This window comes from Azospirillum brasilense (assembly GCF_005222205.1).
GTDB classification, from domain to species: Bacteria; Pseudomonadota; Alphaproteobacteria; order Azospirillales; family Azospirillaceae; genus Azospirillum; species Azospirillum brasilense_G.
Genome location: NZ_CP032347.1, coordinates 344,249 through 365,065, shown reverse-complemented (window position 1 = coordinate 365,065; position 20,817 = coordinate 344,249). Strand labels below are relative to the sequence as shown.

The following is a 20,817-nucleotide window of genomic DNA, read 5'->3' as shown; positions in this document are numbered from 1 at the left end:
AACATTTTACAGCGCTGCAAATACCTCTTTCGATGCGCGCCGGACGGGGTAAGGGCTCAAACTTGTCACACGCCGCAGCGCAGCGCCGGACGTAAGCGGAAATGGCGCGCGGCACGCTCCCCGCGATGGGCGGCCTTTGTCCAGACTTCGTCTCAAAAGGAGTTCACGCGGAACGGCCGCGCCTCAACATTTCGTTAACCATGAAGCCCTTTGCATGACCGGCTTCATGGCCCGCCCCAAAAACTGAGAACGCGGGACTCCGGAACGCGGCCGGAACGCAGGACGCAAGAAAAGGAATCGGCATGAGCGGTATGGATCGGACCCTGCTGACCCAAGCCTACCGGAAGATCGGACGCGGCCTGCTGCTGGCCGGCGCCCTCACCTTCTTCGTCAACATCCTGATGCTGGTGGTGCCGCTCTACACCATGCAGGTCTACGACCGCGTGATGAGCAGCCGCAGCCTGGAAACGTTGACCATGCTCGCGGTGATCTCCGTGGGCGGGCTTGTGCTGTATGGCGTTCTGGACTTCATCCGGGCGCGCGCCTTCCTGGTCTGCGGAGCGGTCATCGCGCACCGCTTCAACGTGCCGGCGCTGCAGGCGGCCATCGTCGACGCGCTGGGCGGCGGGACGCGCAACGCCGGCCAGACGATGCGCGACCTGAACGACCTGCGGAACTTCATGACCAGCAACGCCGTGGTGGTGCCGCTGGACCTGCTGTGGACGCCGATCTTCCTGGTCATCCTGTTCATCCTGCACCCGATCTACGGCTGGATCGCGGTGGGGTCGGCGCTGTTGCTGCTGACCATGAACGCGCTGACCGACGCGCTGACCCGCCGCCCCATCGCCGACGCGAACGAGGCCTCGGCCAAGGTCTTCGCCGACGTCGCCAGCACCGTCCGCCACGCCGAGGCCATCGAGGCCATGGGCATGCTGCCGCCGCTGGCCCGGCGCTGGCAGATGGCGCAGATCGGCTCCGCCTCGCTGATCGACCGGGGCGTCGTGCTGTCGCGCGGCATGGCGTCCGCCTCCCGCTCGCTGCGGCTGATCCTGCAGATCGCCACCATCTCCGCTGGCGCCGCCCTGGTCATCCGGAACGAGGCGTCGCCGGGCAGCATGATCGCCACCGGCATCATCATGGCGCGCCTGCTCCAGCCCTTCGAGCATCTGGTGGAGAACTGGCGGCAGTGGATCGTCGCCCAGACCGCCCACAAGCGCATCCGCGAGCTTCTGAACGGCGAGGGCGCGCGGCGCAGCACCATGCCGCTGCCCCGCCCCGACGGTCGCCTGACCGTCGACCGCGTCAGCCATGTGCCGAAGGGCCTGCAGCGCCCGGTGCTGCGCGGCGTCTCCTTCGCGCTGGAGCCGGGAGAGGTGCTGGGCATCATCGGCCCGTCGGGGGCCGGCAAATCGACGCTCGCCCGCCTGCTCGTCGGCATCTGGGAACCCACCGCCGGCGGCATCTACCTCGACGGCACCAGCACCTTCCTGTGGGAGCGCGAGAGCTTCGGCCAGTATGTCGGCTATGTGCCGCAGTCGGTGGCGCTGCTCGACGGCACCATCGGCGAGAACATCGCCCGCATGGCCCAGGCCGACCCGGCCGAGATCGTGCGCGCCGCCCGGCTCGCCGGCGTCCACGACATGATCGGGCGCCTGCCCTTCGGCTACGACACGCCGGTCGGCGAGAACGCCTTCGCCCTGTCCGGCGGGCAGCGGCAGCGCATCGCGCTGGCCCGCGCCCTGTTCGGCAAGCCCCGCCTGATCGTGCTGGACGAGCCCAACTCCAACCTCGACCATGAGGGCGAGCAGGCGCTGCTGACCGCGATCAACCACGCGCGGCGCGACGGCGCCACCATCGTGATGGTCGCCCACCGCCCCTCCATCGTGTCGGTCGCCGACAAGCTGCTCGTCCTCAAGGACGGCATGGTCGAGCATTTCGGCGAGCGCACCGACGTGCTGAAGATGGTCCAGCCCGGCGGCGCCGTGAAGGTGGCCCGGCTGGTCCGGACGGGAGAATCCGCATGACCGACACGACGCTTTCCCAGCCCGCGAACGCGCCATCCCCCCTCACCGCCGCATGGTCGCCGGTCATCGACGTGACGCCGCAGGAACCGACTCTGCGCGGCACGGCGCTGGCGGGGGCGCTGGCCGTCGCCATCGGCTTCGGCGGCTTCTTCGGCTGGGCCTTCACCGCCAGCCTGGACAGCGCGGCCATCGCGCCCGGCACCATCATGGTGGAAAGCCACCGCAAGACCGTCTCCCACCTGGAGGGCGGCATCCTCAGCGAACTGCTGGTCAAGGACGGCGACATGGTGACGGCCGGGCAGGTCCTGCTGCGGCTCGACACCACGCAGAGCGGCGCGGTGGTCGCCCAGCTTCACGGGCAGTACTGGACCTCGCTGGCCCGGCTGGCCCGGCTGCGCGCCGAGCAGACCGACGCCAAGGCTCCGGTCTACGCCGACGAGCTGGTGGCCGCCGCCAAGACCAGTTCCGTCGCTGCCGAGGCGCTGGCCGCCGAACAGCGCCTGTTCGAATCGCGGCGCGACGCCTATGAGGGGCAGATCTCCATCCAGCGCAAGCGCATCGGCCAGCTCCGCGACGAGCTGGTGGCGCTCGATTCGCAGCGCGTCGCCGCCAACGACCGTCTGCGCTACACCCAGGACGAGCTGCGGATCGTCGAGACGTTGCTCGCCAAGGGTTACGAGCGCAAGCCGCGCATGCTGGAGCTTCAGCGCAACGTCGCCGACACCAAGGGCCGGCTGGGCGAGATCCAGGCCGACAAGTCGAAGGCCGAGCAGGGCATCGCCGCGGCGGAGCTGGAGATCATCAACCTCGGCAACAACCGCCGGTCGGAGGTCGGGAACGAGCTTCAGACCATCCAGGCCACCGTCTCCGACCTGTCGGAGCGGTTGCGCAGCGCCGGCGACGTGCTGAAGCGCCAGGAACTCGTCGCCCCCCAGGCGGGCCGGGTCACCAACCTGCGCTTCTACACGCCGGGCGGCGTCATCCCGGCGGGCCAGGGCATCCTCGACATCGTCCCGCAGGACGACGGGCTGATCGTCGAGGCCCGCGTCGCCCCCGCCGACGTGCAGAACATCGACGTGGGCGGCAGCTCCATGGTGCGGCTGGTCGGCTACCGCCAGCGGCTGGTGCCGCCGGTCCAGGGGAAGGTGCTGACCCTCTCCGCCGACCAGCTCGAGGACGAGCGCACCGGGCAGGCCTATTTCCTCGCCCGGATCAGCCTGGACGCCGCGGCGCTGAAGGCCCTGCCCAACGTGGACCTGCATCCCGGCATGCCGACCGAGGTGATGATCCACGGGCACACCCGCAAGGCCATCGAGTATTTCCTGACGCCGCTGACCGACGGCATGAACCGCGCCTTCCGCGAGAACTGACCGCGGCGCCCCCGCACCGGATCATTTCGCACGCTCCCACGTTGCCCAGCAGGCAAGAAAAGGAGCGTGCGAGCATGACCACACAGTGGGACCGGAACACCCTGAAGCGCGTCGCCGACGCCATCGGCGACGTTCATCTCTACGACAAGCACCACACCGGCGAGTTCATCGCCATGCGTCTGCGCGATTCGCTGGCCGACAGCCCCGGCTATGACCGGGCGGCGGTCGACGAGAAGCTGATGCAGTTGGCGCGGGTCGCCCTGGACACAGCGGAAGCGGGAAAAATCTGACCCGGACCAGACGCCGGACCGAGGCGCAACACAAAAATTTTGCCCCCTCCCAAGGGCATTGGTGACAGCCCTTCGGCGGCCTTCAGCCCGACAGCGGCAGGCCGCCGGAACGGCCTGGGCCGGATGAAAGGCCTCGCCGGGCGGTCCGGAGGCGTGTTTTCCGGACGCCCGTCGCCCCAACCACGCCATACGGTGAAGCCGCCGCTTTCAAATTCCGGCTTTTAAAAGTCCCGGTTCTCTTGCTCGGATTTTTGAAAAAGCGGTGGTTTTGAATGCGCCGCAGCATTGGGCAGCGCCACCAAAGGGCAATGATCAACGGCATAATCCTAAGCCAAACGCATAGGACTTGCGGGTCATTTCCAGGAATTTCGCCGAAATTCGACAAAACCCCTTCCCGGCAACTTTGAAAGTATTATGTGCGAACAATTCAAAATCTTCCATTAACCATGAGTCTTCGCCTTGAATTGAGAGCTTAAAAACCCTCACCAAGCGCAACGTCCAAAATTAGATGTTTAGATTTTCGAAGGGCTTTGAAGCCAAGGTGGCAGGAATGACGTAATGAACGTTGATGATTATTGTGTTTTGACTCTTCGAACTCAAGATTTGCCTGGGTTTGACCTTATGTTTGTCACAGCCATGCCGAACGGTATTTGGGTAAAGGCTAAGAGGTACCTCGCCATTTCGGGGTAGGAAATCCCCCACCCCACCGAATCCCATCGTTAAGGAGTATGATTCATGGCCACCCTTCCTGGCGGCAACTATGACGACATCATCACCGGCACCAACGGCAGCGACTTCATCAACGGCGGCAACGGTGACGACATCCTGATGGGTGGCAACGGCGCCGACACGGTCCTGGGCGGCGACGGGCGCGACGCCCTGTTCGGCGGGAACGGCGACGACCTGCTGAGCGGCGGCAGCGGAGCCGACGTCCTGGACGGCGGCAACGGCAACGACACGCTGGATGGCGGGGACGGCGACGATTACCTGTCCGGCGGCAACGGCGACGACGTGCTGATCGGTGGCCGCGGCAACGACATCCTCGACGGCGGCAACGGCGACGACGTCCTGAACGGCGGCGACGGCGCCGATATTCTGCGCGGCGGCAACGGCGACGACGTCCTGACGGGCGGTGGCCACAACGATTACCTGGACGGCGGTGCGGGCAACGACATCCTGATGGGCGGCACCGGCGACGACATCCTGAAGGGTGGCGAGGGCGACGACTACCTGTCCGGCGGTGACGGCAACGACATCCTGGACGGTGGTGCGGGCAACGACATCCTGGTGGGTGGCGCCGGCAACGACATCTTCGTCTTCTCCGGCGGCGGCGGCCAGGACGTCGTTCTCGACTTCCGCGCCGGCGAAGACGTCCTCCAGATCGAGCGCAACATCAACGGTCTGGAGATCAACGACGCCTCCGATCTGGCGGCCCGCGTCACCGACATGGGTGGCAACGCCGTCATCGATCTCGGCAACGGCGACAGCATCATGCTGAAGGGCGTTTCGGCCGACGAAGTTCACAACAACCCGAACGACTTCTTCGTCATTCACTAAAGACGTAATCCACCCAGGAACCGGACCGGCGGCGTGCTGCATTCACGCCGCCGATGGGTCCGGCTAAGGAACGCATGACCGTGCTCGCCGTCCTGCCGGCCTCCGCCTCCATCGCGTCCGCCCAGCTCCATGCGCTCGGCGACGACTTCGTGCTCGCCTCGTGGGAGAGCGACGGACCGGAGCCCTCCGGCCGGGTCGTTCCCACCCTCGACGGCGAGGAGGTCCGGCCCCCCTACACCACCTTGTCCGTGCGGACGAGCTGGGGTGGGCAGCGGGTGCTGTCGATCCTGCGGGCGCCCCGGACCTCCGGTGCGCCCGTCCGTTTCGTGGCCCAGAGCCGCGTCGTCGCGGAGGTCCTGGCCGAACCGCAGGTTCCCGACCCCGACCCAGCCTTCCTGCTCGGCAGCCTCGACGCGCCCTCCCGGCTGCGCGTGGTCCGCTTCCTCTTCGATTTCGCGCGCTCCACCCCGGCGCTGCGCAGCGACGCCGGCTTCGCCGCGGTGTGCCGCCGCATGGTGCTGGAGCTGTCGCCCACCCCCTCCCCAATCATCGCCCGCGCCCTGGCGACCGACGAGCTTCTGCTCTGTGGCGGGTCGCTGTCGTCGGGTTTCGGCGAGGTGACGGGGGCGGTCATCATCACCATGGGCGCCGTCGGCCCCTCTCCCTTCGACGTCTGCATCGGCTCCGCGCTGGACCGGCGCGGGCGCGCCGCCATGTCGCTGCTGGTCGACAAGGCGCTGTGCGCGCCGGGCAACCTGCTGGTGGTTCTCGGCCGCAACGGGCTGGCCTGCCGCGCCTTCTCGGCCGTGGCGCCCAACCTGCCGAGCCTGACCGAGCGGCTGTCCACGCGACGCGACACGCCGCTGGAGCTGCGCCAGTACATTCTGAACGCGCTCGCCCAGCGCGGACGGTCGGACGCCACGGCCGCAGCGGCAGTGCGCGAGCTTCAGGTGCTCGCCCCGCTGCCCAAGCGGCAGGTCGCCGACGCCAAGCGCTCCATCGGCGCCGCCCTCGACCTTGCCGTTCCGACCGGTGACGGCGGGCTGTTCCTGGCCGGCTGGGTGCACGATCCGCACGGCTTGTCCGGCGGCCTCACCGTGCACACGCCCTTCGGCGGCGAGCGCCGGCTGGAGGTGCTGGAACACCGCTTCCCGCGCGAGGACGTGGCGAAGCTGTTCGGCACCGCCCCGTCCACCGACCGCAGCGGCTTCGTCGCCTACCTGCCCGGCGCGCCCGAGCCTGCCGCGGCGCTTCAGGTCCATGCGGAGCTTCGCCTCGGCTCTGGCGGGTCGATCCGGCTGGTGCCGCCGCTGCGCCCGCTGTCGCCCGCCGACGCCCGCGCCGCGGTGCTCGGCAGCCTGCCGCCGCAGCACGCGACCCCGCTGGTTCTGGAAACCGTGATCGCCCCGGCCGTGGCACCGCTCCACGCCGCCCACATGGCCAGCCGCGGCGAGCCGGAAACCGTCAGCTTCGGGCGCATCCCGGAGACGCCCGCCGTCTCGGTCATCATCCCGCTCTACAAGGCGCTGGAGTTCCTGCGCTTCCAGCTCTCCAGCTTCGCCACCGATCCCGGCATGGCCGGGGCGGAGCTGATCTTCGTGCTCGACAGCCCGGAGCAGCGCGACGAGCTGGTGCACATGCTGCACGGCTTCCACGCGCTTTACGGCCTGCCGATGCGGGTGCTGGTGCAGCCGGCCAACTACGGCTACTCGGCGGCCAACAACACGGGCGTCGCAGCCTCCACCGGACGCACCCTGCTGTTCCTGAATTCCGACGTGATCCCTGACCAGCCCGGCTGGCTGCCCGTCCTGCTCGCCGCGCTGGAGCGCGCGCCGGGGACCGGGGCGGTCGGGCCGAAGCTGCTGTTCGACGACGACAGCCTGCAGCACGCCGGGCTGTACTTCGACCGCGACGTCCGTGGGCGCTGGTACAACCATCACTTCTTCAAGGGCCTGCCGCGCGACTTCCTGCCCGCCCGGCGGGAGCGCAGCGTGCCCGGCGTGACCGGCGCCTGCCTGATGATGACCCGCGAGACCTTCGACGCCGTGGGCGGCTTCTGCGAGGACTACGTCATCGGCGATTACGAGGACTCCGACCTCTGCCTGCGCATCCGCAAGGCCGGGCTGGACATCCGCTACGTCCCCTCGGTCGAGCTGTACCATCTGGAGCGCCGCTCGATCAGCCGGCACCAGGGCTACACCCGCGGCGTCGCCTCCGAATACAACGGCTGGCTCCACGCCCGCCGCTGGGCCGCGATGATGGAGGAGCTGGCCGCCCGCGACTGGAACGCGTCGCCACCGCCGCCCGCGCTGGAGGACAGCCTGATGCGCCCCCTGTCGGCGGGCGTTCCCACGGACACCGCCCTTCCCGTTGCCGTTCCGGGCAAATCCCGCCTGTTCGGGCGCGCGAACCGGAACCGGAGCTGACCTGATGAACGAGATCCTCACCGGGCGCCGCCTCGCCGTCCTGCGCCGCAACACCGACCCGCGGCTGGAATGGCTGTGCGCGCAGATCGCCCGCAACCGCTTCCTGCCCGTGCCGCCGCCGGACCGCGTGTTCATCGGCGACGGCGATTTCCGGGCCATCGGGGCGGAGTTCCTGCGCCACTTCGTCCGCGTCGGCGGGCTGAAGCCGAAGCACCGCGTGCTGGAGATCGGCTGCGGCATCGGGCGCATGGCCGTGCCGCTGACCCAGTATCTCGACTCCAGCTACGACGGCGTGGACATCGTCGAGGACGGCATCCGCTGGTGCGCCGAGACGATCACCCCGGCCTATCCGGAGTTCCGATTCCGGACGCTCGACGTGGCGAACGCGCTCTACAACCCCGGCGGGGCGGAGGACGCGGCGCAGACCCGCCTGCCCTTCCCGGATGGCGGGCACGACTTCGTGATCCTGACCTCGGTCATCACCCATCTGCGGACGGCGGAGACCGTGCGCTACGCGGCGGAGATCGCCCGCGTGCTGAAGCCGGGCGGGCGCTGCTTCCTCAGCCTGTTCCTGGTGGACGCCCGCGCGCGGGACGGCATCGCGAAGAAGACCGCCCGCCCGGCCTTCCTCGAGGCCGCCGGGCCGGAGTTCATCGCCGACGAGGCCAACCCCAACGCCGCCGTCGCCTACAGCGAATCCTTCCTGCTCGGCACCTTCGCGGAACAGGGGCTGCGCCCGGCGCGCCCGGTCCTGCGCGGCCATTGGAGCGGGCAGCGCAACGCCGAGAACTTCCAGGATCTCCTGGTTCTGGAAAAGGAGGGCGCGCGATGAGCCTGCCCCGCGTCCTCGTCGTCGCCCACAACCACCCGAGCCTGCACCCCGGCGGCACGGAGATCTTCGCGCACGAGCTGTTCGGCAGCCTGAAGGCCAAGGGGGCCGAAGCCCTGTTCCTCGCCTGCACCAACGGCGTCCACCGCGACCGCAAGCCCGGCACCAACCTCCAGACGCTCGGCCGCAGCGCCGACGAGGTGGTGCTGTGGGCCGGGCATTTCGATCACTTCTTCCAGAGCCAGATCGACCTGCACGGCATCGTGCCGGACCTGTCGAACCTGCTGCGCGCCTTCCAGCCGGACATCGTGCACATCCACCACACGCTGCTGCTGGGCGTGGAGATGCTGTTCCTGATCCGCCGCGTCTGCCCGCGGGCACGGATCGTCTACACGCTGCACGACTACTACCCGATCTGCGCCAACGACGGGCAGATGGTGACGACCGGAAGTCATGCGCTGTGCCGCATGGCCTCGCCCGACGCCTGCCACCGCTGCTTCCCCGACCGGCCGGCCGACCAGTTCGTGCTGCGCGAGAAGCATATCAAGGCGATGTTCGGGCTGGTCGACCATTTCCTGGCGCCCAGCGCCTTCCTGCGCGACCGCTACATCGCCTGGGGCATCGACCCGGACAGCATCTCCGTCATGGAGAACGGGCGCCCGGCGGTCCGCCCGGCGCCGCACCGGCCGCTGCCCGCGGGCGCGCCGCGCAACGCCTTCGCCTACTTCGGAAACCTGAATCCCTTCAAGGGGATCACCGTCGCGCTGGACGCCGCCGCCCGGCTGGAGAAGCAGGGGCAGGACCTGACGCTGGCCGTCCATGGCGGCGCGCCGTTCCAGACCGACGCCTTCAAGGACAAGGTCGAGCAGGGCTTCAAGAACGCCCGCGGCACCGCCGTCCGCCACGGCCCCTACCGGCGCGAGGAGATGCCCGAGCTGATGGCCGCCGCCGACTGGGTGGTGATGCCGTCAATCTGGTGGGAGAACGCCCCGCTGGTCATCCGCGAAGCCTTCCAGCACCGCCGTCCGGTCATCTGCAGCGGCATCGGCGGCATGGCGGAATCGGTGACCGACGGGGTGGACGGGCTGCATTTCCGGGCGGGGGACGCCGCGGATCTGGCGCGCGTGATGACGCGCGCGATGACCGAGCCGGGCCTGTGGGACCGGCTCGTCTCCAACATGCCGGCGGTCCCGACGACCGAAGAGGCCGCCGAACAACACGTCATTCTCTATGACGACATAATGAACGGTCCGGGGGGATCGCATGGGCAGGGCTCGATCGCGGGGAGCATTGCGGGATGAAGGAACCGATCACCAAGGCCGACATCACGGCGGCCATTCTTCTTGACGACGACACGCTCGTCCTGTTCGGCGCCATTGACCGGGCGCTGCCCGCGCAGGGCGCCGTTCATCTCGACGGGTCGGTGGAGGGCCGCTACGCCGGACGCTCCTGGGCCGACGCCGAGGGCGAGCGCTGGTTCCTTGGCGGCATCCGCGTGCCGGGGCTGGCGCAGATGCGCCCGTCGCGCGTCGAGCTGGCGGACGAGAAGGGGGAACGCCTCGTCCTGCCGCGCCTGTCCAACGTCCGCACCAACCCGTCGCACCTCGTCTCGGCGCTGAAGGGCTTCCAGCCCGGCGCGCTGGCCGTGGCGCTGGATTTCGCGATCCAGCTGGCCGCGTCTTCGGACAGTGACTCCGACCGCATCGGCCGCCTGCTCTCGGGCCTCGCCCAGGAGGTGTCTCAGCCGGACGGCTTCGCCGAGGTGTTCGGACGCTTCCGCGACGGCAGCCTGATGCTCCAGGGCTGGGCGCGCAGCTTCCGCAACGGCGCCCAGAAGATCCTGATCGAGGCGGAGGAGACCGCAGCCTACCGCGCCACCGCCGGGGCCTTCGCCCGTCCCGACCTGCCGCCGGAGGCGTCGGGCGTGATGGCGGTGCTGACCGACCAGACCCCGCTTCCCACCGCCATCCGCCGAATCCACTACCGCGCCGCCGAGGGCTGGCGCCACCTGGAGATCTTCGAGCACCGCACCATCCTGCCCGACGGCGTGGCCTCCGCCCATGTGCGCGACATGCTGGGCAACATCCAGGACGCCGAAACGCGCCAGCGGATGACGCGCATCGCCGCGTCGCGCTACGACGGTGCGGAAACGGTGTCGCGGCTCGACATCCCGGTGCGGACCGGGCTGGACATGGCGTTGCGCGTGCCGGGGGCCGGGCTGTTCGTCGCCGGCTGGCTGCTCGACCCGACGCGGCAGGTCCGCGCCGTCACGCTGAAGGGGCCCGGCGTCGCCGTCCGGCTCGACGAGGGCTGGTCGCGGCTGGCCCGCCGCGACGTGACGGAAGCCTTCCAGCATGACGGTCTGTTCGCCGGGCGCATGATCCCCGGCCAGGACCAGCACGGCTTCACCGCTTTCGCCGCCGAGCCGTCGGGCCTGCCCCCGGGCGCCGAGTTCCATCTGGAACTGGAACTGGCCGACGACCGCTTCGCCTTCCTGCCGCTGAGCTGCCTGCCCCCGGCTCCGGAAGCGCTGCGCCGCATGCTGTCGCTGGTCAATCTCGACAGCCCGTCCATCGACACGCTGATCGCGCGCCATGTCGGCCCGATGCTGCGCACCGCCCGCGCCCGCTCCGGTGCCGCGCCGTCGGCGGGCGTGCACCCGATGGGCCGTCCGGTCAAGGCGCCGCGCGTCTCGGTGATCCTGCCGGTGACCGACGCGCGGGAGGATGTGGACCTCAACATCGCCCGCCTCGCCATCGACCCGGACTTCGCCGAGACCGAACTGCTGGTGGTCGCCGCCGCCGGCACGCATGAGCGGCTGGGCGGTGCGGTCCGTCAGGCCGCCGCCTTCTACCGCATGGCCGTCACCTTCGTCGCCGCTCCCGACGCCACCGACGCGTTCGAGGCGATGGCCGCCGCCCTGCCCCACGCCCGCGGCGAGCGGGTGCTGACGCTCTCCCCCTCCGTCCTGCCGACCGAGAAGGGCTGGCTGTCGGCGCTGGAGCGGGTGTCGCGCAAGTCCGGCGGGCCGGTGATGGTCAGCCCGACGCTGCTCTACGAGGACCATTCGATCCGCTTCGCCGGCATCATGGCGGTGGAGGGTTCGGACGGCGCCAAGACCTTCGAGCGCCGCTTCGCCGGCTACCCGCGCGACTGGCTGAAGGAGCAGGACGCGGCGACGGTGGACGCCGCCGCCCCGGAATGCGCGCTGCTGCCCAAGGACGCGCTGGTCCGCGCGCTGGCGACCATGGGCTCCTACATGGGGGCCGACCACAAGGGGCTGGACCTCTGCCTGCGCCTGCGCGCGCTGGGCGGGGCCTGCGTCTGGCTGCCCCGCGTCACCCTGGTGGCGCTGGACGAGCAGCCGCGCGACGCGCATGCCGACCGCTGGCGCCGCGCCGGCGCCATGGTGGACCGCTGGAGCTTCGAGGACATCTGGTCCGCCCGCGCCGCCGCCTGAGACCGCACGTCCCGCAAGCCCTATTCGAGATCGGCCCGACCATGAGCAACAAGCGCGTCCTGATCATCAGCCACGGCCATCCCGCCTTCTCGCTGGGCGGCGCGGAGGTGGCCTCCTACAACCTGCACCAGGGGCTGCACGACCTGCCGGGCTGGGAGAGCCATTACCTGGCCCGCACCTCCCCGCCGGTCACGCCGCACGGCAGCTCCGCCCTGATGGCGCTGCGCCAGAAGGAGCGGGAGGTCCTCTACTACGCCAACGACTACGACCATTTCCGGCTGTCGAACCGCAACCTGCCGGGGCTGGAGAAGGACTTCGTCCGCTACGTCCGCGACCTCCAGCCGGACGTGGTGAACTTCCACCACTTCCTGGGTCTGGGCATCGAGACGATCCAGGCGATCCGGCAGGCGCTGCCCCGCGTGCCGATCGTGGTGACCTTCCACGAGTATCTGTCCATCTGCCACCACCACGGCCAGATGGTGAAGACCAGCCGCAACACGCTGTGCTACCGCGCCAGCCCGGCCGACTGCGCCGGCTGCTTCCCGCACATCGGCGAGGCGCAGTTCTTCAAGCGCGAGCTGTTCCTGAAGACCTTCCTGGAGCAGGCGGACTTCTACGTCAGCCCGTCGAACTTCCTGATCGACCGCTACGTCGACTGGGGCCTGCCCCGCGAGAAGTTCCGCATGATCGAAAACGGCCTGACCGTCGAGGGCATCGCCCCGCCCCGGCCGCTGGCCCGCGGCGGCAAGCGCAACCGCTTCGCCTTCTTCGGCCAGCTCACCGAGTTCAAGGGCGCCCATGTGCTGGTCGAGGCGATCGGCCGCGTCTCCGAGAAGGCGTGGGGCGAGGACGGCGCGCTGATGATCTTCGGCGGCAACCTGGAGCGCCAGCCCGAGGCCTACCAGAAGAAATTCAACGAGGCGGTGGAGCGCGCCGGCGACCGCGTGCGCTTCTACGGCAGCTACCGCTCCGCCGAACTGCCCGGCCTGATGAAGGACGTGGATTGGGTGGTGATGCCCTCCATCTGGTGGGAAAACTCGCCGGTGGTGATCCAGGAAGCCTTCCTGCACGGCCGTCCAATCATCTCCAGCAACATCGGCGGCATGGGCGAGAAGGTCACCCACGGCGTGGACGGCCTGCATTTCCGCAACGCCAGCGTCGAGGATCTGGTGGACCGCCTGACCGAGGCGCTGACCACGCCGGACCTGTGGGACCGCCTGCGCATGCGCATCCGCCGCCCCATCGACCGCGCGGAGTGCGCCCGCCGCCACGCCGACGTGTTCGACGCGCTGATCGCGAACGCGGGCGGTGGTGCCGTGTCAATGCCCGAGCGGGCGGTGGCGCAGAAGCCGTGATGGGGATGTTCGGCAGACGGGCCCCCACCCTAACCCTCCCCCGCTCCGCAGGGGAGGGAACTCCGCCGCGCGTGCCTCGAAGCCCTCCCCTGCGCAGCGGGGGAGGGAGGGGACCCACGAAGTGGGGAGGGTGGGGGCAATACGCCCTCATGGCCTGTACGCTCCTCGCCACCCCGGCCCACGCCGCCGACCTCCGCGTCAGCGTCCCGGCTGGCGCGGCGCTGGAGACCGTTTACGACCACCGCACCCAGGCCTGCGAGGATTGGGACGTGCCGGATGCTCCGGCGCGCGCCTGGAATGCGGCGGACGGCAGCGTCCGGCTGCTCGCCGCGCACACCCGCGCCCGCATCCTCAGCGGCCCGTCGCTGAACGACCTGCGCCACGCCTGCCGCATCGTCTTCCAGTCGGCCAAGCGCGACGATCCGGCGCGGTTCGACGACATGGGCTGGCTGACCTCGCCCTACACGCTGGACGGCACGACCGTCTACGGGCTGGTCCACAACGAGTATCACGGCCACAAGCGCCGCGACCTCTGCCCCACCGGCGACTACATGGCCTGCTGGTGGAACGCGCTGACCCTCACCGTCTCGCACGACGGCGGGCAGAGCTTCGGGCCGGCGCGCTACGTCGCCGGGGTGCCCTACCGCTTCCGCGGCGATCTCGGGAAGCGGGCCGGGCTGTTCGCGCCGAGCAACATCGTCGAGCGCGACGGCTGGTACTACGCCATGGCCTTCGCCGAGGGCATCGGTGCGCAGAAGCGTGGCGTCTGCCTGATGCGCACCCGCGACCTCGCCGATCCGGCCTCCTGGCGGGCGTGGGACGGGCGGGACTTCACCGTCCGCTTCCGCGATCCCTACACCCAGGGCGAGGCCGATCCCGAGGCGTCGGTCTGCGCGCCGCTGCCGCCCGACCGCCTGCCCTTCACCGTCACCAGCCTTGTCCGCCACACGCCGAGCGGCCTCTACGTCGCGGTGATGGCCGGGCGGCGGGCGGAACGCAAAGGCGCGGAGCCGGTGTCCGGCGTGTGGGTGTCGACCTCCGCCGACCTGATCGGCTGGTCCGCCCCCCGCCTCGCCTGGGCGGCGCCGCTGCTCACCGACAAGACATGCGCCGTGGACGAGACCTTCTACTACCCGGCCATTCTCGATCCGGACGCCAGAAGCCGGAATTTCGAGGACACGGATGGAAACGCCTGGCTCTACCTGACCCGGCTTGCCCAGAAGAACTGCAAGCCGACCAGGGATCGTGATCTGGTCCGAATAATGATCCGGGTTGAGCCGTCCCAAAGCGGCTAAAATTCATCAAGACAAAACCCGAACCCCGCAACCTTCCACCACCCCGACCCCAGGAGAATTAAATTGGCTAACATCCTAGTCATGATTCCCTCCGGCGAAGTCTATGACCATGACTGCGTGCGGTGGTACAGCTACCAGAACATTCAGCGTAGCATCAATCATTACCACAACATCGGCGACGCCTTCGTCTACGATTCCTCGCTGAAGCTGCTGACCTTCGACCGTCTCGACGTCGTCGAGATCCGCGAGTTCAAGCAGGAGGTGGTGGATCGGGCCAACGCCGAATACGATTACGTGTTCCTGCGCGGGTCGAACTACATCCACGACCACATGACCTGGCCGGAGGGCACCGAGCAGGTGCTGTCCAAGCTGCGCATCCCGGTCATCGCCTTCGGCGTCGGCGCCCAGGCCCCGGCCACCGGCAAGCTGACGCTGTCGGATGAGAGCAAGCGCATCTGGCAGATGTTCGCCGACAAGTCCACGACGCTGGGCGTGCGCGGCACCTACACCGCCGAAGTGCTGTGGGACCTCGGCATCAAGAACGTGCGCATCGTCGGCTGCCCGACCGCCTTCCGCAACCGCGATCCGGAGCTGCGCATCGACCTGCCGTCGCTGGACAGCGTGCGCAACGTCGGCATCACCATGCGCCGCGAGGTGTCCAGCCACTATTCGCCGGACGTGAAGACCTACCTCACCCGCCACCGCGACTTCGTCAAGGACATGAGCCGCCGCTTCGACACCGTCCTGATGATGCAGGGCGAGGTCGAGGAGAAGAAGCTGCTCTGGGGCACCGACGAGCAGAAGGCCGAGGCCTGGGACGAGCTGCACAACAACAACTGGCTGAAGAGCTGGTACTTCGACGAGGAGCTGGACGAGCTGTACCGCTCGCGCCTGTGGTACTCGGACGTCGTCGCCGACTATGAGAGCATCGTGCGCTCGAAGGACCTCGTGCTGGGCTACCGCCTGCACGGCAACCTGATGGCGCTGTCGAACGGCACGCCGTCGGTCTATTTCAGCTACGACAGCCGCACGGCGGAGTTCGCGGAGACCTTCGCGATCCCCTGCTACGACGTCTATTCGGACAAGCCCTTCGTCCTGGAGGAATACTGGGACCAGAGCCTGTTCGAGAAGTTCAACCGCACCTTCTACCAGCGCTACCGCGACATGCGGGAGTTCCTGGACGAGAACTACATCCCGCACCGGATGCCCAGCCCGACCGCGCGCAAGACCCCGCAGCGCAAGGCGGCCTGACGGCGGCTGCCGCAAAGAGGGGCGCCGGTTCCGGAGAGTGTTTTCTCCGGGGCCGGCGCCCCGTTCCCGTTCCCTCTCCCGCTTACTCGCGAGTGCCCGCCATGCCCGACGTCGCCACGCCCGACACCCTGTCCTCCACCCCCGTCGCGGCGGAGCCTGCGGCGTCCGTCATCGAAGGCCGGGTGGACGCCGTCCAGGCCGGACGGATCTACGGCTGGGCCTGGGACCGCTCCTACCCCACCGACCGCCTGACGGTGGAATTCCGCGCCGAGATGCCGGACGGTCGCAGCGTGGTTCTGGGGCGTGCACTGGCCGATCGCCCGCGCGAGGATCTGGTGGGCGGCAACTTCGGCGACGGGCACCACGCCTTCGAGGCCGATCTTGAGATCCCGGCCGGGCTCGACCCCACGCGCGTGGTCGCCGTGGTCGCCGCGCCCAGCACCGGCACCATCGCCACCTTCGCCCAGCCGAGCGCCGAGGAAAAGCTGCTGGAGCGCACGCTCGCCCCGCATCTGGTGCGCATCGCCGCCGGGCTGGACGCCGCCCGCCGCGACCACCAGCAGATCGCCGCCGGCCAGCAGGGCATCGCCCGCCTCCTGCGCGAGACGCAGGACCGCATCGCCGCCGGCCAGGCCGGAACCGGTGCCGCCGCCGCCCAGCAGGCCGCCCTGTCGGACGCGCTCCACGGCCTTCAGGAGCGGGTGGCCGGGCTGGAGGTCTTCCTCGTCCGCATGGACACGACGCTGCGCGGATTCGACGACGCGCTGAAGGTGAAGTCGGCCAAGTCGCACGCCCCCACCATCATCGCGGCCCTGGCCTCGGCCGTGGGCGCCTTCGCCGCGACGGTGATCGGGCTGGCGATCTTCGGATAACGGCCGCCCTCCCGGCTCCGGCTTCAAGACTCCGTTTCATCGTTCCCAGGCGCGTCAGCCGCCGCCGACCCCGGCGGCGGCTTTGCCGTGCGCCTGTGGTGGACGCGCCGTCGCTCCGCGTGCCACCCTGCGTGACGCGCGTCCCGCCGGGAACTTGCGGGCCGCGATGCGGCGTTCTGGGCATCCCTGAAACGAACCGCATTCCGAACCGACAAGGCCGATGGCCTTAACCGGGAGACATGCGACATGCCCGCAGACGGTCCGTCCACCCCTCCGAATCCCCCGCTCGGCGGCCTCATCACGCCCAAGGATCTCCACGCGATCACCGAGGCGCAGGAGAAGGCGCGCCTGAAGGAGGCGCAGGAGCTTGAGAAGAAAAGACAGGAGGAGCAGAACGCGATCCACGACGCCTTCATGCACCAGCACATCCGCCCCGACGCCAAGGAGCGCTTCACCCGCGCCGTGCGCGCGGCGGCGGAACGCGGGGAAACCGAAATCGAGATCGTGCGCTTTCCCAGCAGCTACTGCAGCGACGGCGGCCGGGCGATCAACAATTTCGAGCCAGACTGGCCGGACAGCCTCACCGGCTTCGCCCGGGAGGTCTACGACAACTACGACGCCTATCTGCGCCCAGCCGGCTACAAGCTGCGCGCCCAGATTCTGAGCTATCCCGGCGGCATGCCGGGCGATGTCGGCGTCTTCCTGCACTGGTGAGACCGGTGGTGTCCGGACGCACCGACGCCCGGCCAGAAGCTGGCCGGGCGCGGTCGTCGCCGAAACGATGGAGAGAGAACCCGTCCTTACGCGGTCGGGCTGGCCTTGTTGGCCGAGGAGATGGTGTTGTTGACGACGTTCTGGCTGATGCTGTCGGCAATCGACACCGCGGAGCGGCCGTTGTTGTTGTTGAAGATGTTGTCGTGCACGTCGAGCGTGATCGACCCGGCGCCCTTCAGGTGCTCCATGATGCCGCCGTTGTTGTTGAAGATCTCGTTGCCGTAGATCTTGTAGGTGACGCTGGTGCCCTGGTTCTGGCCGACCGAGATGCCGACGTTGGCGTTGCCGTAGATGGTGTTGTCGTAGATCTCGGTGCTCGACTTGGCGAGGATGCCGGCGCCGCGCGGGTTGTCGTAGATCGTGTTGTCGTGGATCTTCAGCGTGCTGTTGGCTTGGCTGTGGTCGTGGTACAGCCCGTGCGACCGGCCGTCGCCGCCGCCGGCGCCGTTGTTGAAGATCGTGTTGCCGGCGATCTCGCCGCTCAGGATGCGGCCGTTCCAACCCGAATACACACCGTCGGTCCGCCAGCCGTTGTCGCTGATGGTGTTGTTGGTGAAGTACTGGTCTGCGTTGTCGGCGGAGTAATGGACGATGCCGTAAGCGCCGTTGCCGTCGATCGTGGAATGATCGATGCGCAGCCCGTGGGAGGTGCCGCTGATCACGACGCCTGAGCCGTGGTTGTCGACGATCTGCGAGTTGGTGACCTTCACGTTGTCGGCGCCGCCGTTGAGCAGCAGACCGGCGTCGCCCGAGCCCTTCATGGTCAGGCTGTCGAAGGTGATGTTGTCCTTGTTGTTCAGGCTGACCGCGTAGCTGGAGCCGCTGGCCGCCTCGATCACCGGGTTGGCGCCGGTGCCGTAGGCACCGTAGATGATCGGCTTGTCGGAGGTGCCGGAGGTGGAGGCCAGCAGGCTGTCGTGCCAGGTCTCGCCACGCTCGAACAGGACCAGCGAGCCGGGGGCGAAGTTGGTCGAGTTCACCTTGTCCAGCGACTTCCAGGCCTGGTTCGCGTCATGGCCGGAGTTGCTGTCGCTGCCGTTGGTCGCGTCGACGTAGTAGATCTGCGAGGCCGGGGTGGACGGATAATCCGACGTGCCGGAGGTCGGCGCCGTGGGGGCGGCCGGGGCCGCGGCGGCGGTCGTCGCGAAGAACTCCTTGGGAGCGGCGACGGCCAGGGTGCCGTTCCACCACATGTTGGCCTGACCCGGAACGACGTCCTTGCCGTCGAGCGCGCCCTTGTCATAGGTGACGGACGGATCGGTCGGGGCGACCTTGTGGCCGTTGATGGAGATGGCGTTGACCGTCAGGTTGCGGTCCTGCCCATCGACGGCGCCGTCGTTGTCGTACTGGATCTGGATCTTGTGCGCCTGATCGGCGGTCACGTTGGCGTCGAAGGAAAAGTCCTTGGCGTCGCCGCCCGCGGTGCCTTCGCCGACGACGGCGCCGTCCACCAGCAGCTTGAAATGGGGCGAGACCCCGCCCGCGGCGGTGCCGGAGGCGTTCACGACGATCTTGGCGGTGGAGGCGGCAGCGGCCGTTGCATCGGCCAGCGCCAGAGGCTGCGCGGTGGTCTGGAGTGCCTGGAGATGGAGAATTGAGTCCGGCGTCGCGGCGTTGTCGGCAGTCACCGGGGTGACGCTGTCGACAACAGCCTGGAACGGATCGGCAGCAGAATCACCGACAAAACCGGTCGTGTCGGCGTGGTTCTGATGATCAAGCTCAATGGCCATATGTTCCATGGTCTTTCACTCTTTCCTTTTTTACAGCGCCACGTATGTGGCGGTGGGCGGGAATGTGCGCGGATCGCGCCGTCCCGCTTGCTGTGCGCTCAATCGTTTTCGACAGGACCGGAGCCTAGCCAGCACCGTGTGGCCTTAAATGGTTCGATTTTAGGATAATTAGTTTTTGAAGTGCGCCAAATCCGTCACAGGAATTCCCCCAACGAAAGGGGTAGTTCCCCGAATTTAAGCGCTAGAACGAATGAGCTAACACTTTCGGCAAATTCTTGAAATTGTTCCGAACTACAAGAATTTAGCCGCCATATTTCGATGGATTTCTGCGCCGCACCCAATGAATGGGCCCGGTCATCTTGTGACATTCCTGTTGAAGAAAGCTGGGATGCCACATACCATACGCCACACGGACAGTTTGCTGAACAAACAATCCGTCTCGCCAGACAATCCAAAAATGATGAGCCGTGCCGACGGAAGCCCGGCCACCCAAAAGGGAAGGAATGAGGCATGAAGGACGTACAGCGCCCGCGCTGCGCGCGGAAGACCCCTTTTGACTCCTTCGCTTTTAAAAACACGCCAAGAAGAACGCTCGCCGGCGGAACGGCCCTGGCCGGCGCGCTCGGCCTTCTGCTGATCCCCAACGCGGCCCAGGCCGCCTGGGAGCCGACCAAGTCGGTCGAATTCGTCGTCCCGGCGGGAACCGGCGGCGGCGCCGACCAGATGGCGCGGATGATCCAGGGCATCATTCAGAAGAACAACCTGATGGGCCAGCCCATCGTCGTCATCAACAAGTCGGGCGGCGCCGGTGCGGAAGGCTTCCTCGACGTCAAATCGTCGAACCGCAACCCGCACAAGATCATCATCACCCTGTCCAACCTGTTCACCACGCCCCTGGCGACCGGCGTTCCCTTCTCCTGGAAGGACATGACCCCGGTGGCGATGCTGGCCCTGGACAACTTCGTCCTGTGGGTGAACAGCGAGGCCCCGCAGAAATCGCCCAAGGAGTTCGTCGAGGCCGCCAAGGAGGGCGGCGCCAACCGCTTCAAGATGGGCGGCACCGGGTCCAAGCAGGAGGACCAGATCATCACCGCCGCCATCGAGCAGTCGGCGGGCGTCACCTTCACCTACGTCCCCTACAAGGGCGGCGGCGATGTCGCGGCTCAGCTCGTCGGCAACCACATCAACGCCAGCGTCAACAACCCGATCGAGGCGGTGTCGCAATGGCGGGCCGGCGCGTTGCGGCCTCTCTGCGTCTTCGACAAGGAGCGCATCCCGCTGAAGGAGCCGGTGGCCGACGGCAAGTCGTGGAACAGCATCCCGACCTGCAAGGAATCCGGGCTGGACGTGGAATACACCATGCTGCGCGGCATCTTCATGGGGCCGGGCGTCACGCCGGACCAGATCGCCTATTACGTGGACCTCTTCAAGAAGGTCCGCGAGACGGAGGAATGGAAGGACTTCATGGCGAAGGGGGCCTTCAACGTCAGCTTCAAGACCGGCGACGACTTCAAGACCTGGCTGACCGCGGCGGAAACCCAGCACAAAACCCTGATGGACAAGGCGGGCTTCACCAAGCAATAG

Annotated in this window: 15 protein-coding genes; 14 read left to right on the top strand and 1 reads right to left on the bottom strand. The window is 68.1% G+C overall.

All coding sequences use genetic code 11. The features are described 5' to 3' along the window. The first annotated feature begins 302 nt into the window (after positions 1–302). The 13 genes from D3869_RS23855 (at position 303) to D3869_RS23795 (ending at position 17,443) form a co-directional block, all read left to right on the top strand. Positions 303–2,024, top strand: coding sequence for a type I secretion system permease/ATPase (locus D3869_RS23855; protein ID WP_137142288.1), 1,722 nt, complete (start codon positions 303–305; stop codon positions 2,022–2,024). Then, on the top strand, positions 2,021–3,394 hold the full coding sequence (locus tag D3869_RS23850) for an HlyD family type I secretion periplasmic adaptor subunit (protein WP_137142287.1): 1,374 nt from the start codon (positions 2,021–2,023) through the stop codon (positions 3,392–3,394). Before D3869_RS23855 ends, D3869_RS23850 begins: the two co-directional genes overlap by 4 nt. Positions 3,395–3,468: 74 nt before the next feature. After that, positions 3,469–3,684, top strand: a complete 216-nt coding sequence (locus tag D3869_RS23845; protein ID WP_137142286.1) for a hypothetical protein — start codon at positions 3,469–3,471, stop codon at positions 3,682–3,684. A gap of 735 nt (positions 3,685–4,419) precedes the next feature. After that, positions 4,420–5,241 carry a calcium-binding protein gene (locus tag D3869_RS23840; protein WP_137142285.1) on the top strand — a complete coding sequence of 274 codons (822 nt, stop codon included), beginning with the start codon at positions 4,420–4,422 and terminating at the stop codon, positions 5,239–5,241. Between the two features lie 74 nt (positions 5,242–5,315). Next, positions 5,316–7,667 (top strand): glycosyltransferase family 2 protein, encoded by a 2,352-nt coding sequence (locus D3869_RS23835; RefSeq protein WP_137142284.1) that lies wholly within the window; start codon positions 5,316–5,318, stop codon positions 7,665–7,667. Positions 7,668–7,671: 4 nt separating this feature from the next. After that, the gene (locus D3869_RS23830) at positions 7,672–8,499 is read left to right on the top strand and encodes a class I SAM-dependent methyltransferase (protein WP_094304555.1); all 828 of its coding nucleotides are present in this window, start codon (positions 7,672–7,674) and stop codon (positions 8,497–8,499) included. Then, positions 8,496–9,797, top strand: a complete 1,302-nt coding sequence (locus D3869_RS23825; protein WP_137142283.1) for a glycosyltransferase family 4 protein — start codon at positions 8,496–8,498, stop codon at positions 9,795–9,797. Before D3869_RS23830 ends, D3869_RS23825 begins: the two co-directional genes overlap by 4 nt. Further along, on the top strand, positions 9,794–11,956 hold the full coding sequence (locus D3869_RS23820; RefSeq protein WP_137142282.1) for a hypothetical protein: 2,163 nt from the start codon (positions 9,794–9,796) through the stop codon (positions 11,954–11,956). The genes D3869_RS23825 and D3869_RS23820 overlap by 4 nt, the downstream gene beginning before the upstream one ends. 41 nt (positions 11,957–11,997) lie before the next feature. Further along, a complete protein-coding gene (locus D3869_RS23815; protein ID WP_014241733.1) occupies positions 11,998–13,311 on the top strand; it encodes a glycosyltransferase family 4 protein in 1,314 nt (437 codons plus the stop codon). 149 nt (positions 13,312–13,460) lie between these two features. Then, on the top strand, positions 13,461–14,606 hold the full coding sequence (locus D3869_RS23810) for a hypothetical protein (RefSeq protein ID WP_137142281.1): 1,146 nt from the start codon (positions 13,461–13,463) through the stop codon (positions 14,604–14,606). A 63-nt stretch (positions 14,607–14,669) separates the two neighbouring features. Continuing rightward, a complete protein-coding gene (locus D3869_RS23805) occupies positions 14,670–15,857 on the top strand; it encodes a polysaccharide pyruvyl transferase family protein (protein ID WP_137142280.1) in 1,188 nt (395 codons plus the stop codon). Between the two features lie 101 nt (positions 15,858–15,958). Next, positions 15,959–16,729: a hypothetical protein gene (locus tag D3869_RS23800; protein WP_137142279.1), complete on the top strand. Its 771-nt coding sequence runs from the start codon at positions 15,959–15,961 to the stop codon at positions 16,727–16,729. Positions 16,730–16,975: 246 nt separating this feature from the next. Then, positions 16,976–17,443, top strand: coding sequence for a hypothetical protein (locus tag D3869_RS23795; RefSeq protein WP_137142278.1), 468 nt, complete (start codon positions 16,976–16,978; stop codon positions 17,441–17,443). Positions 17,444–17,529: 86 nt separating this feature from the next. On the opposite strand, the gene D3869_RS23790 is transcribed toward D3869_RS23795, so the two are convergent. Beyond that, a complete protein-coding gene (locus D3869_RS23790) occupies positions 17,530–19,233 on the bottom strand; it encodes a right-handed parallel beta-helix repeat-containing protein (protein WP_432613433.1) in 1,704 nt (567 codons plus the stop codon). A gap of 510 nt (positions 19,234–19,743) precedes the next feature. Between D3869_RS23790 and D3869_RS23780 the strand changes: the two genes are divergently transcribed. Next, a complete protein-coding gene (locus tag D3869_RS23780) occupies positions 19,744–20,817 on the top strand; it encodes a Bug family tripartite tricarboxylate transporter substrate binding protein (RefSeq protein WP_137142275.1) in 1,074 nt (357 codons plus the stop codon).

What these genes read in the sequence shown, in the direction of transcription:
- D3869_RS23855 (WP_137142288.1), top strand. Translation starts at nt 303, where the DNA reads ATGAGCGGTATGGATCGGACCCTGCTGACCCAAGCCTACCGGAAGATC.
- D3869_RS23850 (WP_137142287.1), top strand. Translation starts at nt 2,021, where the DNA reads ATGACCGACACGACGCTTTCCCAGCCCGCGAACGCGCCATCCCCCCTC.
- D3869_RS23845 (WP_137142286.1), top strand. Translation starts at nt 3,469, where the DNA reads ATGACCACACAGTGGGACCGGAACACCCTGAAGCGCGTCGCCGACGCC.
- D3869_RS23840 (WP_137142285.1), top strand. Translation starts at nt 4,420, where the DNA reads ATGGCCACCCTTCCTGGCGGCAACTATGACGACATCATCACCGGCACC.
- D3869_RS23835 (WP_137142284.1), top strand. Translation starts at nt 5,316, where the DNA reads ATGACCGTGCTCGCCGTCCTGCCGGCCTCCGCCTCCATCGCGTCCGCC.
- D3869_RS23830 (WP_094304555.1), top strand. Translation starts at nt 7,672, where the DNA reads ATGAACGAGATCCTCACCGGGCGCCGCCTCGCCGTCCTGCGCCGCAAC.
- D3869_RS23825 (WP_137142283.1), top strand. Translation starts at nt 8,496, where the DNA reads ATGAGCCTGCCCCGCGTCCTCGTCGTCGCCCACAACCACCCGAGCCTG.
- D3869_RS23820 (WP_137142282.1), top strand. Translation starts at nt 9,794, where the DNA reads ATGAAGGAACCGATCACCAAGGCCGACATCACGGCGGCCATTCTTCTT.
- D3869_RS23815 (WP_014241733.1), top strand. Translation starts at nt 11,998, where the DNA reads ATGAGCAACAAGCGCGTCCTGATCATCAGCCACGGCCATCCCGCCTTC.
- D3869_RS23810 (WP_137142281.1), top strand. Translation starts at nt 13,461, where the DNA reads ATGGCCTGTACGCTCCTCGCCACCCCGGCCCACGCCGCCGACCTCCGC.
- D3869_RS23800 (WP_137142279.1), top strand. Translation starts at nt 15,959, where the DNA reads ATGCCCGACGTCGCCACGCCCGACACCCTGTCCTCCACCCCCGTCGCG.
- D3869_RS23795 (WP_137142278.1), top strand. Translation starts at nt 16,976, where the DNA reads ATGCCCGCAGACGGTCCGTCCACCCCTCCGAATCCCCCGCTCGGCGGC.
- D3869_RS23790 (WP_432613433.1), bottom strand. Translation starts at nt 19,233, where the DNA reads ATGGCCATTGAGCTTGATCATCAGAACCACGCCGACACGACCGGTTTT.
- D3869_RS23780 (WP_137142275.1), top strand. Translation starts at nt 19,744, where the DNA reads ATGAAGGACGTACAGCGCCCGCGCTGCGCGCGGAAGACCCCTTTTGAC.